The following is a 23,797-nucleotide window of genomic DNA, read 5'->3' as shown; positions in this document are numbered from 1 at the left end:
AAAATTAACTTTGTATAAAGGCTAACCAAGACTCAATGAGATTCAAAAAATCTTCTAATCCGCAAGATGCTTGAATCTCTAAGTCATAAAACTGTAAATCACCTTGCAAATCGATGTCATCCTGATTATTGAGCAAGCTGTGGTTCATCACCTGCGCTTCCTCCTGATTAATTAACAGTGAAAACTCACTGCCGACCAATCGACGTTCCATAATGCTCCGTTGTTGCAGTAACCCAATGGTGTCAAGCAAGGCCTCTATGGATGCGACAGACTGCCCCTCTTGTTCCAACCAGGTCGCAAATGCCTCATGCCCCATCGATAGCTTAGCCGTTGCTTGGTCGCTAATAAAATCTTTTCTAAATTCAAATTCCATAGTTGCTCAAAATAAGTAATAAAATTAACAGCTCAAATTAAGGTTTAGTATATACCCGTTATCATTAAAGATGCAAAATCACCTTGAGGCCTCATGGCAATAAATACATGTAACCTTGGCTCGAGCTAAGCAAATTGATACTGTGCAACTAGTTCCAAAAATTCTGTGTGGTGAATTGCTAGCATGCGACTTAGTTTTTCCCTCGTTAAAGAAGGTAGTGAAGCAAGAGCGAAGTTTGCAGCGTTCTCCGCTTAGCCATGCTCTTCGGTGAAGAAGAGAAAACCAGCTATTTGCGCTTTCTAGATTTTACCGATCCCCCTTCCTTCTTCGGTAATGATTTCCTTTATCTATATACATTTTACTGTCAGCCGATTTATAAAGCATAGAAAAAGCGCATTCTGCAGTTGACGCATAACCAAATGAGAAGCTTACTTTCGCCTCGTTGCGCTGAGCCGCAAGCTGCTGCTGGGTTAAGTTATCGGTCAGTTTATCTATAAAAGCAAACTTATCTTCAGTGACGATTATTGCAAATTCATCACCACCAATGCGGAAAACCTGCTGGCTAATGTCTTGCGCACATCTATTTAATACGCTAGCAGCCTCTTTGATTAAGATGTCCCCCTGTTCATGGCCTTGCTCGTCATTTACAGCTTTCAAACCATTAATGTCAATAATATATAAGGCAACATTTGAACCTGATTGGGTTTCCAACTTAGCCAATAAGTAATCAAAAGCTTTACGGTTTTTCAACTCAGTTAAGGAATCAGTATTCGCTAACATATCGAGATCTTCATTTAATGTGCGCATCATAAAATAACTGCGGAGCTCGGTGATAAAAAGCATTAGCCAACTGTTATTTTCTGATTCATCAGCTTGGTTTTTTATCATCAGCCAACCAGATTGATCAATTCCCACACTAAAACAGGTCACATATGCAGGCTTTCCGTCGATAATTATTTTTTTATCCTCGATAGCCTTATTTTTACAAGAAATAAGTTGTTCATTCACGGCTGAAAAGTCTATCTGTTGCATATTATAACAATTTGAGATACTTCGGTGCTTAAGTTGCTTAGGAAGAAACACGGCCATCGAACCCCCAGGTAAGCAGACGTCAATGCTATTAAATATCGTTTCAGCAACCGCTCTGTTACCAGCGCAAGACTCGAGCAGCCTGCGGAATAAGATTAATTGCTCAAAAACAAAATGGCTGTGTTCAACCTTACTCAAAGTATTTGCCAATTCACTCGTACGTAACTGCACCTGCTGCTCAAGCCCAGCATTAAGGTCTCTCACTTCTGCCAAATATTTTTCTCGGAGTAGATTGACACGAAGCAACTCGCCATTTTTATCCTCTAATACACGCATCTGCTGGTTAATCGTTTTTTGCAAACGACGTAACAGGCTATTTACATTCTTGAATTCCAATATAAAAAAGGGCTTAGAAGAGATTATTGCACCAAGCTCAAAGCGGCGCAGGAGCCTATTTAATTGATTAAAAGCATTAGAAAAAAGATGCGCAATAACAATCGCAACCAAGATTAAAACCACTAAGATAAATGCCCCCGTGGAGAGTACTGGTGACATTGCGTTATGGATGCTTGTTATTATTGCTTTTCTTGATTGCGCAACATTCAAATCTAACCATAATATATTTCTATATTTACTACTGCTAAAGCCGATTCGGCTACTTTTAATAACAGCATCATCATCACTACTCATCAGATCGCCGGCAATCACTTTGCCTTGCACTGAAAAATTAACTCTTTCCTGATCTGTTTTTACTTTCGCGGCTAATGCAACCATTTTAGAGACCGGCATAATCGCCAACAGGTAGCCATGTACCTCAACAGCACTCAACTTTACGGCAGAAGCAATTGGAACCACAAAAGCAATACCGTGAGCATCATTTTTAAGTAAATCAGGATTTTCGAAATATTTAATCCAAGGATTAGCCACAAACGTTTGCAACGCCTGTTTATTTGAGTAGTACAAGGAGCGGTTATCGGGTTCCAGCTTAATCAATGGCGACGCTTCTAAGGCTAAAATATTACCAGCGTAAGACTCCACAACAAAGCCGTCATTAGAGATCAGGTAAAGCGATTCGATCAATGGGTTATTTTCCCCAAAATTATTTAAGATACTCAATATCTGCTCAGAATAGAGCAAATTATCAATACCTAAACGCATCAGCTTTTGCTCAGATAACAGATTAAGGCCCGTTGTTAGCAACTCAACTTGGTGTAAAACATCGCTATTTATCTGTTTAGCAACTCTTTCTAATTTTTGCTCAACCGCCATTTCAACTAGCTGATATACTTTTTGATAAATAACCAATGAAAGTATCAAACTTGGAACTAGAGCAATAGTTGTTAATAAAATAAAGCTTAAAGTTCGTAAACGCAAAGCAATCTCCCCCGTATTAATGTCAGTTAATTTATCGATATTTATTTATCGCTCGGATTGGAAACCTTTTTACGTCGTTTTACTTCCCTATCGGCCACTCGCTGCATGAGTTGCACACTTTGCTGAACAGTATAATTATGATCCATTAGGCGGTTAAAACCTTTACTCATAGCTGACCATGCGATACTCATATTGGGACTGGTAGGCATCGTTTTAGTTGAGCGCATCTGCTTTATCACTACTTTGTTATTCTCAGTTGTTGCCCGTGCATCTTGCGTCAACGCTTGATTGTTCACTGGCATCAATCCACCTTGATCGCGGATTATCTCTTGAGCCTGCTTGCTCTGAGCAAACTGCGTAAATTTCTTAAGCATCTCAAATTTAAGACTGTCTTTAGATAAGTTTGGATATGCCAACACATAGCTACTAAACATAGGACGCATAACTTTATCCCCTATTTTAGGCAGCATTGCTATGCCAAGTTTATCCCCCATCGCTTTTTCAAGATCGCGAATAACCCAATCTCCATTTATCATATAAACTGACTTGCCTGCTTTAAACCGCTCGACACTGCAATCATGATCACAGTTAGTATCGACCACGTTGTCATTAGCGAGGGCTTTATAAAAAGTCAGTGCCTGTTGCATTTGTGGCGTATCAAGCGTTATTTTATCCCCCTCTAATGGCCACGATCCAAATGCAGACATAAATGGCACCAGCCAGTACATCTCTCTATAGTTCCAAGTAATAGGGTATTGCATATCAGCAGGAAAATCTTTCATTTGAGTTTTTAATTCCCCCCAAGTCGCTATCGGTTTTTCTACCAGTGAGCGATTGTAGAAGAGCATCAGATGATTCCCTTGAAATAAGGGCACACCATAATAGTTACCATCCACTTTACCCGCATCTCGCACCCGTGGTTCAATATCCGTGTTCTGCCAGTCAGCGGGAACAGGCGTTAGGTTAATCTCTCGATAGAGTCCAACAAAATCACCAGGGACATAAAGTAGATCAGGCAACTGATTGGTTCTAGCTTGTGTTAACACCTCATCTCTGAGCTTAGGAGAAAGAAATTGATAAAGCTCAACTTCAATAGCAGATGATTTTTGAAATTCCTCAACCAGCTTCACCACATAATTAGCATGCTGATGAGCATTCCAGAAAATTATTTTTGGAGTAGCCCATAATTGCGTAGAAAAAAACAGATTTACAACAAAGGGAATAATAAATAATGTGCATTGGGTCAATTTTTTCATATCAAATAAATCCATTTATATAAATATTTACGCAGCGGTATTGCCTGCAAAAAATCTCCGACCTTAGCGACGAAGGACTGATAAGTTTATGTCAGAGGGCGAATAAAAGACGAGTAATCCATTATTTCATGCTCACTCAGTATTTAATTTAAGTCGAGCTGTCTTCACGTCCCCCCCCCTTGATTAGTATATTCTAATTTATAGGTTACCATCTCTCAATCTACAACATAGGCGGCTGTCGACAAACAAGCCGAAAAGCTGAATATTTTTTCTTATTTATGAACAAGATCTAGCTTTAAGCATTGACTTGATTGGCATGTGAAAAGATAAATCAGCCACTTATTCGTGCATATTGACTTTAACATCGGCAAAAAAATAACAGCGTCACCAGACTGCTGAGAATATATCCTCAACAATATAACTAATATAGTGATCTATCACGGCGCTATTAAGTGTAGATATAGATAATCATTTTTTCCCTGTTTCGTTAATTTCTACTTTGTTCGCCATCACTTAAACTCGGGGGCTAAATAATGAAAGTGCAATATCTTTTGCCATTAAAACAACTTAAATCGCTCTAAAGCTTTTCTTTTATAATACAGGTTGATCGTAATATTGTGGCTGATCGCTGTAGACACAAACATTGTAATCTTCAACTAAACCGGTTTCTGCAACACAATGCGTTTCAAAAAAAGCAACAATCTCTTTACGCTGACAGTGTGCATCAAAAGCTGCTTTATCACGCCAGACTTCATTAAATACAATAGGAAAACTTGTACCCGGTGCAAAATCATTTTTAATATGGCGTGTGACTAAATATTGAATGCATCCATCCTCACGTTGTGAATTTGGTTCAAGTGCTTGTAATACTTTAAACAACTCGTCTACTTTTCCTGTTTTAGGTTGAAACATTGCGATACAGTATATTTTTTGAGACATAGTAACCTTGCTAAATTTAATGGATTAAAGGTGTGTATAAATAATGATCTGCGTATTTTAATTAAAGACAGACGCCGTCTTATATCTAATTGAATCATCATATTAAGACAAACATTTTACGCGACTTTGGCAAAAATTAACATCAAACTATATCGCTCTGCGTGATGAAATGTGCGCAAACCTGCCCGTTACTCATTTCTATATAGACCACAACAGCATTTTGGAATTCAAGCATTAAATGTTTATGAGCATGCGAGATAATACTCAGCGTAATACAATTAGCTAAAATACCGCTCAATAAATGATTCATAATAAAGTGTGTTAACTGCTAATTTATTAATTGAGGGCTATCTTGGGAGGCGTTGTGAGGAGCTGAACTTTAGCAGAGCTTGCCGCATTCCATTACTTTCAAAAGGTTTTATTTGCATATAAAAAAGCGGAAGAAAATTCCTCCGCTTTTGCACTACTGTTTAAAGTTTGATTTTTTCTAATCTCAGACTCTTTCATTATTTTCTGAAGAAAGTTGGGTCAAAATCGCGTCTATCAAGTTCATTGGTTTTAAATATTGAAAAGTTACGACCTGCATAAAAAAATAAAATATCCATGATAATTTCCTATTTGTTGTTTGTTACCCGTCCCTATTGGACAAAACAAATGTAACCTAGATCACACTTGCAAACAAGCCCAAAGAGAAATAAAAAAACATAAAAAACAACAAAAAACCCACAAAAAGAAGATGCACATCACGAAAAGACACAAAAAGTGTAGCTTTATTACACACCGTTCACTAATTTGAAAATATTTATTTAAAGATAAAATTTTTAAATGTTACTTTTAAGCCCTGAAAACCCCCAACCTTAATTTTGACTTAACGTTTGCTTTTATATTAGGTAAAGAATAATTGAGAGTGCTGTAAATCGTTTCCCTCGCCAATCTCAGTCCTTACATTCAGGCATGACTTCACTCTCAGAGATCAATCACCGCAATGGCATTTTTTCCCTGCAAACTCACATAAACTTTAGTAACTGATTTATTCCCCGCAATATATTCCGGCTCTAAATCTGGCTCAATACTGGCATTAAAGCCATTTAACACTAACTGTTTAGGAAGCTCATGGAAACGAGGACCGGCATCAAAACCAACGTGTGTAACATCGGTGGTGAATGCTTTTCCCTGCCCGTCGGTATCGATAATCGCGACTTCTCAGCGCAGAATTCATATCGGAAGGCTCCCCCCCTCAATAGCGACTAATAACAGCTTTCCATCCGTGGTAAAGGTTACCATATCGGGTAATGATCCCACATAAAGCGCCTTAATAAAGGTCAGACTTTGTGTATTATAAAAAGCGACCTAACCCGCATCCGTTTTTATTTTCGCTTCAATTGCAACGGCAAGTACCCCATCAAAGGCATCCACACTATTTTTAGCGCCTGCTGCACCTTTAATATGCAGCAGGAGATCTTCACTTACATTCAAACGGTTAAACAGAGTTGATTTTAATGCTCTAGCTTGAAATAGTTTGCGGTCACTTTTATGGTTGATATTTCGCTCTGATGGCGTGATATGTGCAACTTAAATAGCATAAAACAGATAAACACTTTGTTATTACTATTGTTTTTCAGAGTATAATACTGACCATTCGATGATTAGTTAAGGGCTCAGCAATGACGTTAGACCTTCTTATTTGGTTGGGCATTATATTTTGTATCACCCAATCTGCTATCTTTTCTGGGCTAAACTTAGCTTTTTTTAGTATTAGTCGCTTACAATTAGAAGTCGAGGCTAAGCGAGGTAGTAAAGAGGCGCAGGTTATTTTAAATATGCGTGAGGACTCTAATTTTTTATTATCGACCATACTATGGGGTAATGTTTCCATTAATGTATTACTGACATTATTATCAGATTCAGTGCTGGCCGGTGTTTATTCTTTTTTGTTTTCCACTGTGGCCATTACTTTTTTAGGGGAAATATTTCCACAAGCCTACTTTTCTCGTAACGCCCTCAAAGTAGCTTCAAGACTCACACCCGTTATCCGTATTTATCAGGTATTACTTTTCCCCGTAGCTAAATTGTCTGCATTAATTTTAGATGGTTGGTTGGGTAGAGAAGGCATTACCTATTTCCGAGAGAAAGAACTTAAAGCTATTATCACAGCACATATAGACGCAGATGAAGCTGAAGTGCAGCATGTAGAGGGAATCGGGGCGATTAATTTCTTACAAATTGACGATATCCCAATCACCAGTGAAGGAGAAGAGCTAGATCCTCAAAGTTTAATTCAATTACCTTGTAAACTCGACTTACCTATTATTCCAGAGCGAGGCAGTGAACCTTTCAAACAGTTTATCCAGGATGTGAATGCTTCTGGTCATAAATGGGTAATTTTAGCCAATGCTCTGCAACAACCTTTGTTAGTGATAGATGCGGATGGTTTTATTCGTTCAGTATTAACCGATGAATTAAATACCGACCCTTACCAGTATTGCCATCGTCCGTTAATCATACACCATGCGAACTGCACCTTAGGACAAGCGATGCAAAAATTGAAAGAAGCTCAGGGGACAGCGGTGGAGACCGATGAAGTCTTAGATCATGATGTTATTTTAGTCTGGACTGATATGCCACGCATCATCACAGGAGCAGATATTCTAGGACGTTTGCTAAAAGGCATCGGGAAAAATCAAGAATCTAAGTAATAGGGATTAAATGGACGTCCCTCCTCTGCGCTTTTGGGCCACTGTTTATCTTTGTAAACGAGCACTTATCAGGACTATATTCGCTAGGATCTGTCTATTATGCTACACATACTAATGCGCGAGTACGTGGCTTTGAATTAAGGAGGAAGCGCGTCAGGCGTATTTATTGATCGCTACGACTATCATCAGTTATTACAGGGCATCGATTATGTATTTTGTGAAAATATCATCAGAGCTTATTTACACTATTGATTCGGCTGCAAGCTTTGTTTTTAACATTGCAGCGGCCAATACTGACCATCAACAAACGGTAGAAGAAAATCTCACTATATCACCCTCTATTGATAGTGAGTGGTGTCCGCTTAATGACTTTGGTTGCCGTGGTCTGCGCTTAAAAGTGGAGCCGTGCGAATTGAGCATTAGATACAGCGCGACAGTGCTATTATCACCAGAAATCGAGCAGATCAGGTATTTAAATGAAGTTGAGCATAAAAGATTACCGACATCGGTACTGCCATTTTTAAACCCTAGTCGGTACTGTGAATCTGACCGTCTCGGACGGTTTGCCTGGAAAGAATTTGGCCAGTTACAAAGAGGATACTCGCGAGTTAATGAGATTTGTAATTGGGTAAATGCGCATATTGATTACGTTGCGGGTAGCACCGATACGTCTTCCAGTGCTTGTGATGTATTAATCCAGCGTGCTGGCGTCTGTCGGGACTTTGCTCATGTGAGCATCGCGCTATGTCGTGCTTTGGGCATTCCTGCTCGTTATGTTTCGGGCTATGCCGTTGGGTTAGAGCCACCAGACTTTCATGGATTTTTTGAAGTTTATTTAGAAGATCGCTGGTATCTTTTTGATGCCACTCGAATGGCCCCCGTAAGTGGGTTGGTGAGAATTGGTATTGGCCGTGATGCGGCAGACACTTCATTTGCCAATATTGTCGGTCAAGCTACGATGCAGTTTATTAAAGTGGAGGCGACATCGGCTGATTCTAACCTTCTATACAATAATGGGGCTCCCGTATCAACCGCTTAGCTCATTAATAATTCCTAAACAAACTTAATATTGAGGGTAAATAAACAATCACCGCCGAATAGTGCTAGCGAACCGTTAGCCATATGAGCTAAAAGAGGGATGCTATAAAAATTAAAAACAAAACAGCACCTACTTCATATTGATTTAAATAGCCAAGTACACTCAACAAAATATTTTGATATACTCAATAATAAATAACGGCACTGATTTTCACTTGTTTCAAGGATATAAATGTTCACAAACACCACTAAGCATTCATTTGTTCCCACAGATAAAACACAAAAAAAAATTCAGAGCGAGCTTACTACGTCAGTGAATAACACCTTATTAGCGAACCGAATTCCTGCCTCAGTAACAGATAAGTTATCTAATCAAGTCGTCACTAATATCGATTTATTGATGCTTTATAAAATAATCGCACAAGATATTCAAGATCAGCGTTTTCCTAAGCAACGTATTTTAGATAGAACCATTGTTCATATGTTCGAGATTTTATATCGAATCATTAACACTCAAGATGAAAATAGAAATAAAGCTAATGTAAATGAATTTTTTTCGATTGTACCGCGTGGTGAGTGTTTAGATCTTTTTTTGCAGTTAGTCAAAGAGTATTGCATGGGGGATGAAGAAATTGAACGTCACACTTATAAAATGGGACCACTTATTGAGGCGTATCGTAATGACACCATCATCAATTGGTATGAACTATATAAAAGTGAGCAATTTAAAGACTACCTCACTGGCTTATTAACTTTAATTTTGACACACCTTCGTGAAGACCCCAAACCTATTCCAGCTTTAGAGAATAAAATCCCGATTCGCTATCAACCCTACCGCATTAATTCTTTTTTGAATCAAATTTGTAAATTAAAACAAACAGGGCTTTTAAGCTTATAAGAATAAGTAATGAAAGCGGCAGTTGGATTTGTTACTTTAACCTCGACTAAGGATGATGAAAGCTAAATTATCTTTAAAATCAGCCCCCTGAAGTTAGTATTATAAATATATCGATGCTTTTGTGGTCTAAATCCACTCCTGCTCTTTTTAGACAAATCAACGAGGCTAAGATCTTCGTCGCCTATTTTATTTTCAGCTCAAAAAGCATGCAACCTTACTTGTCGGTAAGGGCTAAACTGCAACAATGAAAATTATAACAATCCGTTAATAAAATGCTCACAGTTGGTGTAGGATAATAATTACACATGCTTATGCACTTAACTCAGGTAAAAATGGGGAAAGATAAAAACAAGTCAAAAAATCGCACCACAGAGTAAAATGAGGGAAAACATAGAAAAACATAAAAAATAATAATTATCTTATATTTTAGTCTATTAGTTTTTTCTCTGTGTAGCGCGCAGCGCCTCTGTTAATGAATGCGAACCGAAACGCAGTTTAGCAGTCGCATGAAGTGTGCGTGGTAGTGGTTTTAATCTTTTTACAAAAAACAACCTGAGTCATCTACATAAGCATGTAATTAAATAAAGGCAACCGGTGAGTAATTACTAGTTATTACGATTGAGCGTAGCGTCGGGATTGGCATTACAAAAACGATTAGAGCGGAAACTTACATCGCTAGAAAATTAGCTTGCAGCAGACAAACGCAAAGATAAATTAAAGAAAAGCAAAAAGAATTTCAAGGCAGAAATACTGAGATGCCAGAAAAAGGCTGCAATCAGATTGCAGCCTCCAAATATAACGCCTAAGGGAACGATTATTTAATATAATCGCCTGTTAACCCTTCAATTTTCTCACCGTTCATCACATAAACTCTGATGTTACCTTGCCCTTGTGCAGATGCGTTGACGGTCGTACCGACTTGGGTATCACCTGTGACCAGGTCGACCCAATGCGCATTAGGTAAGCCACTAAAAGTTGCATTACCCGAAATAACCACAAGTGCCATGCTATCTACACCATCCTGAGTATATCTTCTGACAAATTTATAGGGGCCAAACTGTTTATATTGCCCCATTTGCAGTGCAGGAACTGCTCTTCTGATGCGGTTTAGTGCGCGAATATGTTTAGCAAGCGGGTATTCAAGCGATGCTTTCATATTGCCAGTTGCTGATGAGTACTCACCAAATTCACTGACATTCACAGACCCTTCTAAGTGGTCTCCGAAATAAGCGCGACCGGTTGTTGATAATGGTGCATTTGGACCCACATCAATAGGAGCTCCTTTCATAAACTCTATCTCAGAGCCGTAATACAGTGTTGGAATACCGCGGAAAGTAAAAATCAATGATAATTTCTCAGCCCAGTCAGACTGACTACCGGCGTAACGCTGATTTTCAGGCGCGCCATCTGGCGCGTAATCATGGGAATCGACATAAGTGACATTCCAAGTTGCGTCGTTATATGTATGATCGCCACCAACCGCCATTGCCCATGCATCTTGGGTGTTCTTAAACGCCCAATGCATAGGGAAGTCAATGACGTCCATACCGGATCTCATGCTCCAATCAGGCGTATGATAATCATAGCCATTTAATGCATGGTTATCACTTGATGGTTGAGTATTAGGATCTAAATTATCATTATAATGCTGCAGAGCTGATGCTGTATTACTAGCCATATTACCCCAAGGGTAACTTTGGCTCTCTTTCCATGTGTAAAATGGTGCAGAGATAGCGGGTTTACCATCATTCCAGACACTTCTATAACGCGTTGCTACTTCACCAAAGATAAAGAAGTTTTCACCACCACGCTCTTTAAATGCAGGCACAAACTCTTTATTAAAGGTCAACCTAGAGATATGTTTAACCGTATCAACGCGGAAGGCATCCACGCCCATATCAATATATCGATTGAAAGAATCAACAATATACTCACTCACTTGCGGATTTTCTGTATTGAGATCCTGGCAGTCGCCAGCAATGGAGCCTATCTGAACTTCATAGGTTTCCCAACCACCTTTAAAATCATGGTTATGATAGTGAACATCAACATCTAAAGGCGCACGCATCGCACGAATTCGCGATTGGAATTGTAAACCCGGTCGAGTATTAAGATCACCTAATGTATTGTAATTGGCAGGCAACATACCTGCGGGTGCAATATTACTGATCGCTATTTCCGGTATTTCATTTAACTCAGTACCCGATTCGCGTTTAAACAGCGGGTGTAAGTTTTCTTCACCAAAGTTGCCTGAATGGTTAAATACAACATCCTGAATAATTTTCATACCACGCGCATGCACCGCATCAATGAGCTCTTGATACTCATCCATCGCACTACCATCACCATTGCTATCAAATCTTGGATCTATTTGCTGAAAATTTGAAGCATGATAACCATGGTAATCATAACCACTAATATTAGTCACAGGTGGCGTAATCCAAACAGCAGAAAAGCCTAATGCTTTTAAATAATCTAATTTTTCAATTAAACCTTTAAAATCGCCTCGCCAGCAAGGATCTTGATCTGGATTACCCGCTTGAGCATCATCCCAGCAATGCACATTGTTACTACTATCACCATCATAAAAGCGGGTCGTCATCGCAAAGTAGATAGTTTCTTTACGGAAATCAGTACGCTCTGGCGTGCTGCCAATATAGTAGTTAAAGGCGTAAATTTTCTCATTGCCTAATGCATCAACGGCTAATATGCGTATCTGCGTATACCCATCGTCCAGCGTGATCGATTGACTGTTATACAGAGGCTGAATGGTGACAGGCAGGCTACCGTCTTTAGTTAAATACATAACCGCTGAACCATCAACATTGTTATCAGTAACGCTAAAGGTGACTGTTTGAGATGTAGTGTAACTGCCTTTTGGCAAGCTAGCGGTGACAACTGGCGCAGTGATATCTGTATTGAGTCGGTACATAAACTCAGCCACTTCCGATTGATTTGCTTTGTTATCGATGGCGATAACTTTAATCACAGCATCATCAACGCTGCCCATATCGGTTATGATAATCGCATGAGTGTAGAGCGCTGAATTGATCGTTGGTGTACTTCCGTCAAGCGTGTAATAGAGACTCGCATTCGGATCTCGGTCTTCAGCTAGAAGATCGATGCTCAGGCTAATCTCTTCATAATTACCCGCAGCAGGGGATGCGGAGACAACAGGTGCTTTTTTATCTTCAATTTCACACAGATCCATGCTTACCCAATTGTTATTCTGGTAACAGGGTGTTGCGGGATCTAATATTAAATCAGCAGTTTGTCCGGCGCTGCCGTTAAAGATAATATTGGCGCTCACTATTGTTTGTGTAAAATCAAACTTGTACCAGCCATCAGCGACTAATTCAAGTGCTTCTCCTGGCCAAACTGTTGGCGTTAAAGCGGGCACAACAGCCCAGTAATGAAGATAAGGTACACTGTGGTTTGCGCTGTTTTGATAATAAATCACTGTGTTTTCAGATGGTTCATCCGTTGTAATGTTGTAATCAAAGCTGGCTAACGCGCTATTACCTGAAGCATCAATCATAAATACTTTTAATAGTAGATCTGAACCTGTTGCGCTAACGTCTGCCGCTGTAAATATTTGTTCATTGCAGTTAGCAGACAGAGCTGAAGGTATTGTTCCATCAGTTGTACAATACAACTGTGGCGCACTGTCTTGGTTATCAATCACACTCAACGTCACAGTCTGCGGGCTGCTATAACTACCCGCCGCAGGTGTAACATTCACTACCGGCGCTTGCGTATCAGTCTCCGCCACAACAACAGCCGTCACCTCTTTAGTAACAGCGTTAATACATACGTTATAGGTGGTATTTGCATTAACAATAAAGTCTGTTACTGGATAATTTTCCGACCAATCTCCAAAATGATCAATCTTAAAACGAGGGCTAGCATCTGCAAAATGTTGCTCAGTACAGAAATTTAGATTGTCACTACTCTCCATCGGGGTTGCCACCCAATCATTGGCAGTGCCTCGAAAATACCAATTGTCTGCAACAACCACGACACCACAATCACTTACTTGAGTTGCTGTTATATTGTGAGTATCACTGTTAAACATTATCTGATAACTTTTATCAGGGGAAACGGTGTAATCACCAGCAGGGTAATTTTCGCTCCAATCACCAAAGCGATCTATTTTAAATCGGGGATTATCGGAGCCGAAAGTCTGGCAGGTTTGGAAATTGTTACCGGAAACATTCTCCAGCGAGGTAGAGACCCAGCCATTGGCTGTGCCCCTAAAATTCCAATCAGCTTGGGCACTAATAGAAACTAACGCCAAGCCAATAAAAATTGCTTTTTTCATTTAATGTCGTCCTTGTGCATGCGCGAAAGCGCACCTCGCAGTGTTAATTTCAGTATTTAAATGAAATCAATAACAATTTAAGCGACAACAAGTCGACAGGTGGTAACAAACAGAAAAGTTTGTTATCTCGTTGCTATGTGTAGAATCCATTCTTCACTAAGTTAAATTAGAAACATTCCAATATAACTTTAAGTCGCTTTAAAGTGCGAGTCTTTAAAACCTCTTATTTTGCCACTAGCAACCAACAATCTTCATCCTGAAAATTAATATAGCTAATAATAGAAAATTAATAACTCCGAGATCGACACGCTGTGCTTTGACGCTTCGCGAATAGCTGACACATCAATATCGTTTATATGGGAACTCGGATTAAAATCTGTTAGCAATGATCACACAAGGCTAAATTTTGCGCAAGTTGATGCTTTAACATACAACGATAAGTCTGGGCTAGGTCATACTTACAGCCTTCAAAAGCAGGTGCTAAGCCGATCCACAAGATAGATACACCGTTATCTATCTCGATTGTGATATTAAGTTAACTATGTTTATTTTCGAAAAGGAATAACCTAGCAATGTGGCTTGCGGCTTTCTTCCTTCCTATCATAAGTTTATCTTGTACTTAGCAATAAAAAGGATGCAACTAATGCGCTGGCTAAGTTATATCTCTGCATCGTGTTACTAAAAACGCTCTTTACTTTACCTTGGGTTTTCTTGCTGTTAAGCGCGTATATTTCTGCCACTGTGAAACTGTGTATCGCTTACTCATCATTCCCCACCAGTAAAGGCTGAAATCCAACCTTAAAAGTTAAAGCCCAAAACAACAAGCGAAAGCTTTCCTAGATAAAACAGATCTAAAAGCGGGGAGAGCTAGAAGTAACAAATACAAGCGTAAAACGGCAAAAATGAGCATAAAAAAAGGCGCTTTAAAAGCGCCTTATAAATATCTACGACAACCGTAATATTACTTGCGTTTTACCGCTTTAGCATTGGGCATGTCTGTAATCGACCCTTCATAAACTTCAGCCGCTAAGCCTACTGATTCATGTAGTGTCGGATGCGCATGAATAGTTAATGCAATATCTTCAGCATCACAGCCCATTTCAATTGCCAGACCAATTTCACCTAATAATTCACCTGCATTGGTGCCCACCACTGCGCCGCCAATAACGCGATGCGTCTCTTTATCAAAGAGTAATTTAGTTAATCCATCAGAACAATCAGAGGCAATCGCGCGGCCCGAAGCTGACCAAGGAAATACCGATTTTTCATAATTAATCCCCTGCTCTTTAGCTTCTTTTTCAGTTAAACCTACCCATGCTATTTCTGGCTCAGTGTAAGCAACTGAAGGAATTGTTTTTGGATCAAAGTAATGTTTTTTACCCGCTATCACTTCCGCGGCAACATGGCCTTCATGCACACCTTTATGCGCAAGCATCGGCTGACCGACAATATCGCCGATAGCATGGATATGTGCCACATTAGTCAGCATCTGCTTATCAACTTCGATAAAACCTCGGTCAGTAACCGTAATACCCGCTTTTTCTGCATCAAGTGAAAGACCGTTAGGCACGCGCCCAACTGCAACTAATACGGCATCATAGGCTTTTGCTTCGGCCGGCGCATTAGCACCTTCAAAAGTAACATAAAGTGCATCTTCGCGCGCATCAACCGCGGTCACTTTAGTGGATAACATTATATTGAATTTATTTTTTACTTTCTTAGTGTAAATCTGCACAATATCTTTATCTGCTGCAGGCACCAGCTGATCAGCAAATTCCACAACATCAACATCTGATCCCAACGATTTGTACACTGTACCCATCTCCAGACCGATGATGCCGCCACCTAAAATAAGCAAACGTTTTGGCACACAACGCAGTTCTAAGGCATCCGTTGAATCCCATACACGGTGGTCATCATGCGGAATAAAAGGTAATTTAACGGGACGCGATCCTGCGGCGATAATGGCATGATCAAAGTTAACAGTCGTTTTTTCATCATCACCCTGCACCACAATCGTATTTGGCCCAGTAAACTTACCGAAACCATTAACGACGGTGACTTTACGCATTTTAGCCATGCCTTGCAGGCCACCCGTTAATTGTGAAACCACTTTATCTTTCCAGATACGTATTTTATCAACATCTGTTGATGGCTCACCAAAAAGTACACCATGCTCAGAAAGTGCTTTTGCTTCTTCAATCACTTTTGATACATGTAACAATGCTTTTGATGGGATACATCCCACGTTTAGACAAACGCCACCTAGCGTATTATATTTTTCAATTAATACTGTTTCTAACCCTAAATCTGCAGCGCGAAATGCTGCGGAGTAACCTGCAGGGCCTGAGCCGAGTACCACAACTTGTGCTTTAATTTCTTTACTCATGTAAACCTCTATCAAAGTGTTTCATCAAAAACTGTTTTGAGTCTATTAAATTGCTAAGCAATTGCAAAACAAAAGGCCGACAAATGCCGACCTGCTAACATTATTATAGAATCAACGTACGTAGATCAGATAAGTAATGGTTAATCGCGGTAATAAAGCGCGCCCCATCAGCACCGTCAATCACACGGTGATCATATGAAAGAGCCAGTGGCACCATTAAGCGAGGAGTAAACTCTTTACCATTCCATAACGGTTTCATTGCTGATTTTGATACGCCTAAAATAGCCACTTCAGGTGCATTAACGATAGGCGTAAACTGCGTTCCGCCGATACCGCCAAGACTAGAGATAGTCATACTGCCACCCTGCATATCTTTAGCCGTCAATTTACCTGCGCGTGCTTTTTTAGATATTTCCCCTATCTCACGTGAAATAGCGTAAATACCTTTATTTAATACATCATTCACAACCGGTACAACCAAGCCGTTCGGCGTGTCTACGGCGATACCAATATTGAAGTATTTTTTAAGGATCAAACTTTCGCCATCTACAGATAATGAAGAATTAAAGTTAGGGTATTGCTGTAGTGCTTTAGCTACCGCTTTCATCATAAATACCAGCGGGCTAATTTTAACACCAAGCTCCTGCTTCACTGCAAGTGCATTTTGTTCTTGACGGAATGCTTCCAGATCAGTGATATCCACTTCATCAAATTGCGTAACATGAGGAATAGTCACCCAGTTACGATGCAATGTAGGACCGGAGATCTTTTGAATACGTGAAAGTGGTTTTTCCTCTATTTCACCAAATTTAGAAAAATCAATTTGTGGTGAAGCAATAACTTGCAGACCATTTCCGCCACCGGTTACGGTTGACGCTGTTGCCTTAGGACGTGACAATTCATATTTAACAAACTGCTGCACGTCCTCTTTTAAGATGCGTTTTTTACGCCCTGTACCGGTTACTTTACTTAAGTCAACACCAAACTCTCGTGATAAACGGCGCACTGAAGGGGAAGCATGAATCGCGCCGCCACTCGTTTGCTCGTTGCTTGCCGGGTGATACGATACTGGCGGTGCTTTTGCAGCAACCGCAGCGACAGGCGCAGCAGGTGCAGCCTCTTTTACAGCAGCAACTGCTGCCGCCGGTGCAGCCTCTTTTACAGCAGCAACTGCTGCCGCCGGTGCAGCAGCACCTTCACTCGCGGTTTCAACAAGCAATATTAAAGTCCCTTCCGAAACTTTATCACCGACTGCGATTTTAATCTCTTTAACAATGCCCGCGAACGGCGCGGGTACATCCATCGACGCTTTGTCACCTTCAACGCTAAGAATATCTTGCTCAGCTTCAATGCTATCACCCACAGAGACTAAGACTTCTGTAACTTCAACTTCATCACCACCGATATCAGGAACACAAACTTCTTTGAGTTCTCTAATCCCAGCAGCGGGTGCAGCAACAGCCTCGGAAGCGGGTGTTTGTTCAACAACAGTGGCCACTTCAGGCGATGCAGCGGGTGCTTCAGCAGGAGTATCAACAACCACTTCACCTTCGGCTTCGGCTTCAACAATTAAAACAAGGTTGCCTTCAGAAACACTGTCACCAACCTTTACTTTGATCTCTTTAACCACACCGGCGACGGAAGACGGAACATCCATCGCCGCTTTATCACCTTCAATCGAAAGAATATCTTGATCGATGGTAATCGTGTCGCCGACAGAAACCAATATCTCAGTGATATCGGCTGCATCGGAGCCAATATCAGGCAGTAAAAATTCTTTTAATTCAGACATAATTATTTTTCCTAATCAATAAAAACAGTGAAGCCATGCGCTAAGGCATGGCTATTACTTTTTCTTATTTACGCAAATAGTGGGTTAATTTTATCGGTATCAATAGCAAATTTAGCGATTGCCTGAGTCACGACAGAACGTTCAATTTCGCCTGTTTTAGCCAATTCATGTAGTGTCGCCACCACAACATAACTTGCATTAACCTCAAAATGACGGCGCAAGTTATCGCGACTATCGCTGCGTCCGAAACCATCTGTGCCTAATACACGATAAGGTCCTGGTACATAAGCACGAACTTGCTCTGCATAAGATTTCATATAATCGGTACAAGCAACCGTTAAGATCTTTTCTTCAAGCTGCTCGGTAATATAGGCCTTAACTTCCGGCGCTTCTGGATGCAACATGTTGATACGATCAACGTTTTGTCCATCACGCGCTAATTCGTTAAACGATGTGGTACTGAACACCGTTGAACTAATACCATAATCATCGCTAAGGATCTGTGCGGCTTTGCGTACTTCAAGCATAATAGTACCTGAGCTAAGTAGCTGTACTTTAATTTTGCCCGAGGCTTTAACTTCATCAAGTTTGTAGATACCTTTACGAATGCCCTCTTCGACACCCACCGGCATTTCCGGTTGTACGTAGTTTTCATTCATAACGGTTAGGTAGTAGAAGACATCTTCTTGGTCTTCATACATACGTTTCATACCATCTTGTACGATAACGGCGACTTCATAACCATAAGTCGGATCATAAGTAATACAGTTAGGGATAACGCCTGCTTGGATATGGCTGTGACCATCTTCATGTTGCAGACCTTCACCGTTAAGTGTGGTGCGTCCGGCTGTGCCACCGATCATAAAGCCACGGGCACGTTGATCGCCAGCAGCCCATGCCATATCGCCAACACGTTGGAAACCAAACATTGAGTAATAGATATAGAAAGGAATCATTGGCATATCGTTCGTGCTGTATGATGTTGCCGCAGCGACCCAATCACTCATTGCACCAAGCTCATTGATCCCCTCTTGCAATACCTGCCCCTGTTTATCTTCGCGATAGTAAGCAACTTGCTCTCTATCTTGAGGTGTGTATTTTTGACCTTCACGTGAGTAAATACCCACTTGACGGAACAGACCTTCCATACCGAAAGTACGCGCTTCATCTGGAATAATAGGGACGATATGTTTACCAATCGCTTTATCTTTAAGCAACGCGGTTAATACGCGTACAAAGGCCATCGTCGTTGAGATTTCACGACCATTTGACCCTGCAAGTAACGCTTTAAACAAACTTAGCTTTGGAATGTCTAACTCAACGCTGGTCTGCATACGACGTTTTGGTAGAAAACCGCCTAATGCTTCACGACGCGCAGTCATGTATTTAACTTCTTCAGATTCAGGCCCTGGATTATAATAAGGAAGTGATGCAAGATCTTCATCCGCTACCGGAATATTGAAACGATCACGATAATGTTTAATCGCTTCTATTTCCATTTTCTTAACACCATGAGCGATATTCTTACCTTCGCCTGCATCTCCCATACCGTAACCTTTAACCGTTTTAACAAGTAAAACACTTGGACGGCCTTTGGTTTCAGCGGCTTTTTTATAAGCAGCATAGACTTTAAATGGATCATGACCACCACGGTTTAGACGCCATATATCATCATCTGACATATTGGCGACCATCGCAGCCGTTTCCGGATATTTGCCAAAGAAGTGTTTACGCGTGTAAGCCCCCCCTTTAGATTTACAGTTCTGGTATTCACCATCAACCGTTTCTTCCATCAACTGTAATAATTTACCCGTTGTATCTTGGGCAAGTAAAGCATCCCAGTAACGACCCCAAATAACTTTAATGACTTCCCAGCCAGCACCACGGAATGTGCCTTCAAGTTCTTGAATGATTTTACCGTTACCACGAACAGGACCATCTAAGCGTTGCAGGTTACAGTTAACAACAAACACTAAATTATCCAGTCTTTCGCGAGAAGCCATGCCGATAGCACCTAATGCTTCCGGCTCATCAACTTCACCATCACCTAAATAAGCGTAAACTTTCTGTTGTGAACAGTCTTTAATACCGCGATCCGTTAAATATTTAAGAAAGCGAGCCTGATAAAGCGCGGCAATGGGGCCAAGTCCCATAGAAACGGTTGGGAACTGCCAGTATTCAGGCAATAGTTTTGGATGTGGATAAGAAGGGATCCCCTTACCATCAACTTCTTGACGGAAATTATCGAGCTGTTCTTGTGATATCCGTCCTTCAAGAAAAGATCGCGCATAGATCCCAGGAGAAATATGGCCTTGGAAATAAACTAAGTCACCGCCATCAATATCACTTGGTCCACGGAAGAAATGGTTAAAAGCAACATCATAAATTGTCGCAGAAGAAGCAAAACTTGAGATATGACCACCCAGATCCAAATTTTTCTTAGAGGCACGCAATACAGTGACCAAGGCATTCCAACGGATAATAGAGCGGATACGTTGCTCTAAAGGTAAGTCACCAGGAAAATGTGGTTCTTGTCCCGGCGTTATCGTGTTGATGTAAGCTGTCGTTGAATTAAATGGTAAGTGACCACCACTACGACGCGTTTTATCAATTAATTTTTCGAGTAAAAAATGCGCACGATCAGTACCCTCTTCTTCAATAATCGCCTCAAGCGCTTCAAGCCACTCCGACGTTTCCTGCGCATCAATATCACTTTTTAACATGTCAGTCATGACACTTTCCTTCTATATCACTGGGTGATCTCAGCTGTTAAGCCAAGCGTTTAACGTCATAACTATTTAGATTAATCCACTACCCGTGGTTTATGCCATTGCGGCAATAAATAATCTAAAGAGCTAATCGCTGCAGTTAATTTTAAAAAGTTAAAAACGCCCTAATTCGCGTTTAAATACACTTTCTTCACGTAACATAACCAGACGTGTTTCTTCTATATAAATTAAATTTTTTGCAGATGCTTCTTGCGCCTTTTTCGGCTCTTTACAGAGAATGGCATCAAGTAATTGCACGCGGTGCTGATGAATTTTTTTGGCCACTTCAGGATAAGAGTAGAGTAGTTGTACATTATCTGAAATATTCTTTTCAAGTAGGGGTTTAATACCGCGTGCAAGATGCAAAAAAACCACATTATGTGACGCTTCAATCACAGACAGATAAAAAAGTGCAACATTCTGTATCTCCTGCTCGATGTTATTCGCCTGTTGCGCTTCTTCAATTGCATCAAAACTCTCTTTTATCATCCTAAAATCTTTAGCGTTACCGCGCAGTGCTGCATAATATGCAGAAATCCCTTCCAATGCATAGCGAAATTCAAGCAAATCATATTGAGATTCGGGATGTGTATTTAAGAGTTCAAAGAAGGGGTCGGTTAACTGCGCGCGTAATTCATCATTGACATAAGTGCCACCACCTTGCCGACGAGTCAACAGTCCTTTCGACTCGAGTCGTTGAATCGCTTCACGCAGTGACGGACGAGAGACATCAAACTGGATCGCCAATTCACGCTCAGGAGGTAGCTTTTCGCCCAACTCTAAGGTGCCCTCGAGAATCATACTTTCAATACGACATTCAATCATATCGGCAAGTTTAGGTTGTTTGATTTTTGCGTAAGCCATAGCGCCCTTAGTAAACAGAAATTAAATCGTCCTACAAATGGTATGACCAATTTACTTTTGAGTATTAAAATTAACAATTATTTAAACAACTGTCTAGCTCTTATTGATCTGTATCAAGAATAAATTAGGGAGAGATCCTGTTTATCGCTATTTTAGCGGTTTTTTATTTATAGAGGGTGCAAATATTGCATTTATGTTAATTAAATGTGACTTGGTGATTTTGTTATTATAGAAAAAGTAGTCGCCCTTTTATGGCTCGCATGAGAGGACAGTCCATCAAAACAAATCGTGTATCAATTTACCCCGAGAGGGTCGATAGCAAATCTAGTGATTATCTGTTTATTTATGCTTGTCAAAATAGATACTTGTTAAAGGCAACTAAAATTGGAATGAGATCGCTTTTATTGTTGAGCAGAAATAGCACGTTACAGAAAAGAAAAGGGGTGGCACTAGGCCACCCCTTATGAGTGTAACACGCACTCCCGGAGAGTTATTATGTTAAGGGCGACGATGGCGGCAAACTGCAGCCATCGTAAATGTAACGCTTAGAACCAAGTTTCCATCTGCATGCCGACGATAAATTCACCACCTTCCCCCATCGTGTTAGCATCAACCGCCGTACTCACTGCATAATTATCCAGATCAGAGCTCCAGTCCACATACGAACCCGTCACACGAATTTCAGGACGTTCGAAGAAACCAGCAGCGGTGTCTAATTTGAAGGTCGGTGCAAGCGTCAGTTTGTAGTAACCGCCATCAGCCTGCGAGGTACCGTTATCAAGATCCATATATTGGTATGAACCTTCGTAAACCATCTCAAAGTTTTTAGTTAGCTCTTGTGCCATGCGTACATTAGCTGTCGCCCACAAAAACTCATCACCATCAACGATTCTATCTTGGCTATATTCAGCTAAAAACGAAGGGGCGATGCGCCAGTTTTCAGCAAAACGTGTTGCACCGAAACTAAATACGCGCACCGCATTGGCATCTTTATAAAGCCCACCATTTGATCCAATACCTTTAAGCTCAGCTCCTAACCCAGTACCGACTAGTACCCCCGTTTTAGAGAAACCGTCACTCATACCGTAAAAACTGCTCGCATGGTAAGCCAGCATCGCATGGAAACCATTATCAGCGCGATCCGCACTTCTGTCTTCATTATCAGCTGCAGTCATGCCACTCAACATCAACTGCCACGGTCCCATATAATTATTCATGGTAACAATATAGTTCTCAATATCAGTATTATCGCTGTCGATTGCGCCAAAATCACGCCCATAGATAGAGAAGTTTGCTTTCCAATCATCGCTAAGCTGGACATCGTAAAGGCCGATACCTGTACCCGATAGAAAAACAATATCGCTGTCCATAAAATGGATATCGAAGTTATCACGGTCAAAACGTTTACCCGCCCAGATAGATGCATTTTCAAATGCGCCTGTGAATGAAGATAAATTACCGATCTCAGCAAAGACTTGACGCACATTCAGCTGTGATTCTGAGCCAGTCCATTCATTATTGGTTTCAACACTGTCAGCCAACATAATACGGTATTTTGACCAAGATCCATCTTCATTAACGCTCTTATGATCGAGCACCGTTTCAACATAGTTATCATCTTCTAGACCTAAACGACCAACTGCGCCGCCTAGCCCCCCTGCTGCAGTCATATAGGGACCCGTCCCAGTTGCGCCGTTAAGATTATCATTCATTAACAGACCAGCACGTGCATAGCCGTGGAATTCAAAAGCGGATGCTTTTTTATCAGCCGTTTTTGCCACTTCTTCTGCTTTTACCAAGCGTTCTTCTAATTTAGTGATTCTTTGCTCTAAATCAGTGACGTCATCTTGTGCCCAGACAGAGCATGAGGCGCTAACAGCAAAACCCACTGCTAGTGATAATAAGCTTTTTTTCATGATATTTTTCATCGTTCCATTCTCCTAATTACGAGGTATGCCTGGTTAAGTCAGGCGTTTTTTTACATCCAGTAAAAATTTTTTACACACACTGGTTTACAAACACCAAAGTGAATAAAGGGACAGGTTTACGTTCAAATCTAA

General features: G+C 40.6%; 14 protein-coding genes. 3 read left to right on the top strand and 11 right to left on the bottom strand.

From position 1 onward, the window contains the following. Positions 1 to 4: 4 nt before the first annotated feature. From KSO91_RS00400 to KSO91_RS17580, 5 genes are all read right to left on the bottom strand, one after another. A complete protein-coding gene (locus tag KSO91_RS00400) occupies positions 5 to 373 on the bottom strand; it encodes a YacL family protein (protein ID WP_238740202.1) in 369 nt (122 codons plus the stop codon). A gap of 306 nt (positions 374 to 679) precedes the next feature. Then, positions 680 to 2,776 (bottom strand): GGDEF domain-containing protein, encoded by a 2,097-nt coding sequence (locus KSO91_RS00395; RefSeq protein WP_238740200.1) that lies wholly within the window; start codon positions 2,774 to 2,776, stop codon positions 680 to 682. A 41-nt stretch (positions 2,777 to 2,817) separates the two neighbouring features. Continuing rightward, positions 2,818 to 4,032, bottom strand: a complete 1,215-nt coding sequence (locus tag KSO91_RS00390; RefSeq protein WP_238740198.1) for a sugar ABC transporter substrate-binding protein — start codon at positions 4,030 to 4,032, stop codon at positions 2,818 to 2,820. 591 nt (positions 4,033 to 4,623) lie between these two features. After that, on the bottom strand, positions 4,624 to 4,971 hold the full coding sequence (locus KSO91_RS00385) for a putative quinol monooxygenase (protein WP_238740196.1): 348 nt from the start codon (positions 4,969 to 4,971) through the stop codon (positions 4,624 to 4,626). 1,350 nt (positions 4,972 to 6,321) lie between these two features. After that, a complete protein-coding gene (locus tag KSO91_RS17580) occupies positions 6,322 to 6,447 on the bottom strand; it encodes a hypothetical protein (RefSeq protein ID WP_275113856.1) in 126 nt (41 codons plus the stop codon). A 188-nt stretch (positions 6,448 to 6,635) separates the two neighbouring features. Here KSO91_RS17580 and KSO91_RS00380 point away from each other — a divergent pair, with 188 nt between their 5' ends. The 3 genes from KSO91_RS00380 to KSO91_RS00370 all read left to right on the top strand — a co-directional run bounded on the left by KSO91_RS00380 (position 6,636) and on the right by KSO91_RS00370 (position 9,603). Then, a complete protein-coding gene (locus KSO91_RS00380; protein WP_238740194.1) occupies positions 6,636 to 7,667 on the top strand; it encodes a DUF21 domain-containing protein in 1,032 nt (343 codons plus the stop codon). A gap of 208 nt (positions 7,668 to 7,875) precedes the next feature. Further along, complete coding sequence (locus KSO91_RS00375) at positions 7,876 to 8,706, top strand: transglutaminase-like domain-containing protein (RefSeq protein ID WP_238740192.1); 831 nt, start codon at positions 7,876 to 7,878, stop codon at positions 8,704 to 8,706. Between the two features lie 231 nt (positions 8,707 to 8,937). After that, complete coding sequence (locus tag KSO91_RS00370; RefSeq protein ID WP_238740190.1) at positions 8,938 to 9,603, top strand: hypothetical protein; 666 nt, start codon at positions 8,938 to 8,940, stop codon at positions 9,601 to 9,603. 814 nt (positions 9,604 to 10,417) lie between these two features. Here KSO91_RS00370 and KSO91_RS00365 read toward each other — a convergent pair. The 6 genes from KSO91_RS00365 to KSO91_RS00340 form a co-directional block, all read right to left on the bottom strand. Then, on the bottom strand, positions 10,418 to 13,924 hold the full coding sequence (locus KSO91_RS00365; protein WP_238740188.1) for an alpha-amylase family glycosyl hydrolase: 3,507 nt from the start codon (positions 13,922 to 13,924) through the stop codon (positions 10,418 to 10,420). A gap of 961 nt (positions 13,925 to 14,885) precedes the next feature. Then, positions 14,886 to 16,313 (bottom strand): dihydrolipoyl dehydrogenase, encoded by a 1,428-nt coding sequence (lpdA, locus tag KSO91_RS00360; protein ID WP_238740186.1) that lies wholly within the window; start codon positions 16,311 to 16,313, stop codon positions 14,886 to 14,888. Positions 16,314 to 16,416: 103 nt separating this feature from the next. Further along, the gene (gene aceF / locus KSO91_RS00355) at positions 16,417 to 18,105 is read right to left on the bottom strand and encodes a dihydrolipoyllysine-residue acetyltransferase (protein WP_238740184.1); all 1,689 of its coding nucleotides are present in this window, start codon (positions 18,103 to 18,105) and stop codon (positions 16,417 to 16,419) included. Positions 18,106 to 18,173: 68 nt separating this feature from the next. Next, a complete protein-coding gene (gene aceE, locus KSO91_RS00350) occupies positions 18,174 to 20,837 on the bottom strand; it encodes a pyruvate dehydrogenase (acetyl-transferring), homodimeric type (RefSeq protein WP_238740182.1) in 2,664 nt (887 codons plus the stop codon). 150 nt (positions 20,838 to 20,987) lie between these two features. After that, on the bottom strand, positions 20,988 to 21,737 hold the full coding sequence (gene pdhR / locus KSO91_RS00345) for a pyruvate dehydrogenase complex transcriptional repressor PdhR (RefSeq protein ID WP_238740180.1): 750 nt from the start codon (positions 21,735 to 21,737) through the stop codon (positions 20,988 to 20,990). 545 nt (positions 21,738 to 22,282) lie between these two features. Further along, positions 22,283 to 23,665, bottom strand: coding sequence for a carbohydrate porin (locus KSO91_RS00340; RefSeq protein WP_238740178.1), 1,383 nt, complete (start codon positions 23,663 to 23,665; stop codon positions 22,283 to 22,285). Between the last annotated feature and the right edge of the window lie 132 nt (positions 23,666 to 23,797).

The organism is Psychromonas antarctica (genome assembly GCF_022267535.1).
GTDB classification, from domain to species: Bacteria; Pseudomonadota; Gammaproteobacteria; order Enterobacterales; family Psychromonadaceae; genus Psychromonas; species Psychromonas antarctica.
The sequence above is the reverse complement of the archived record's forward strand: the minus strand, read 5'-3'. Positions and strand labels throughout refer to the sequence as shown.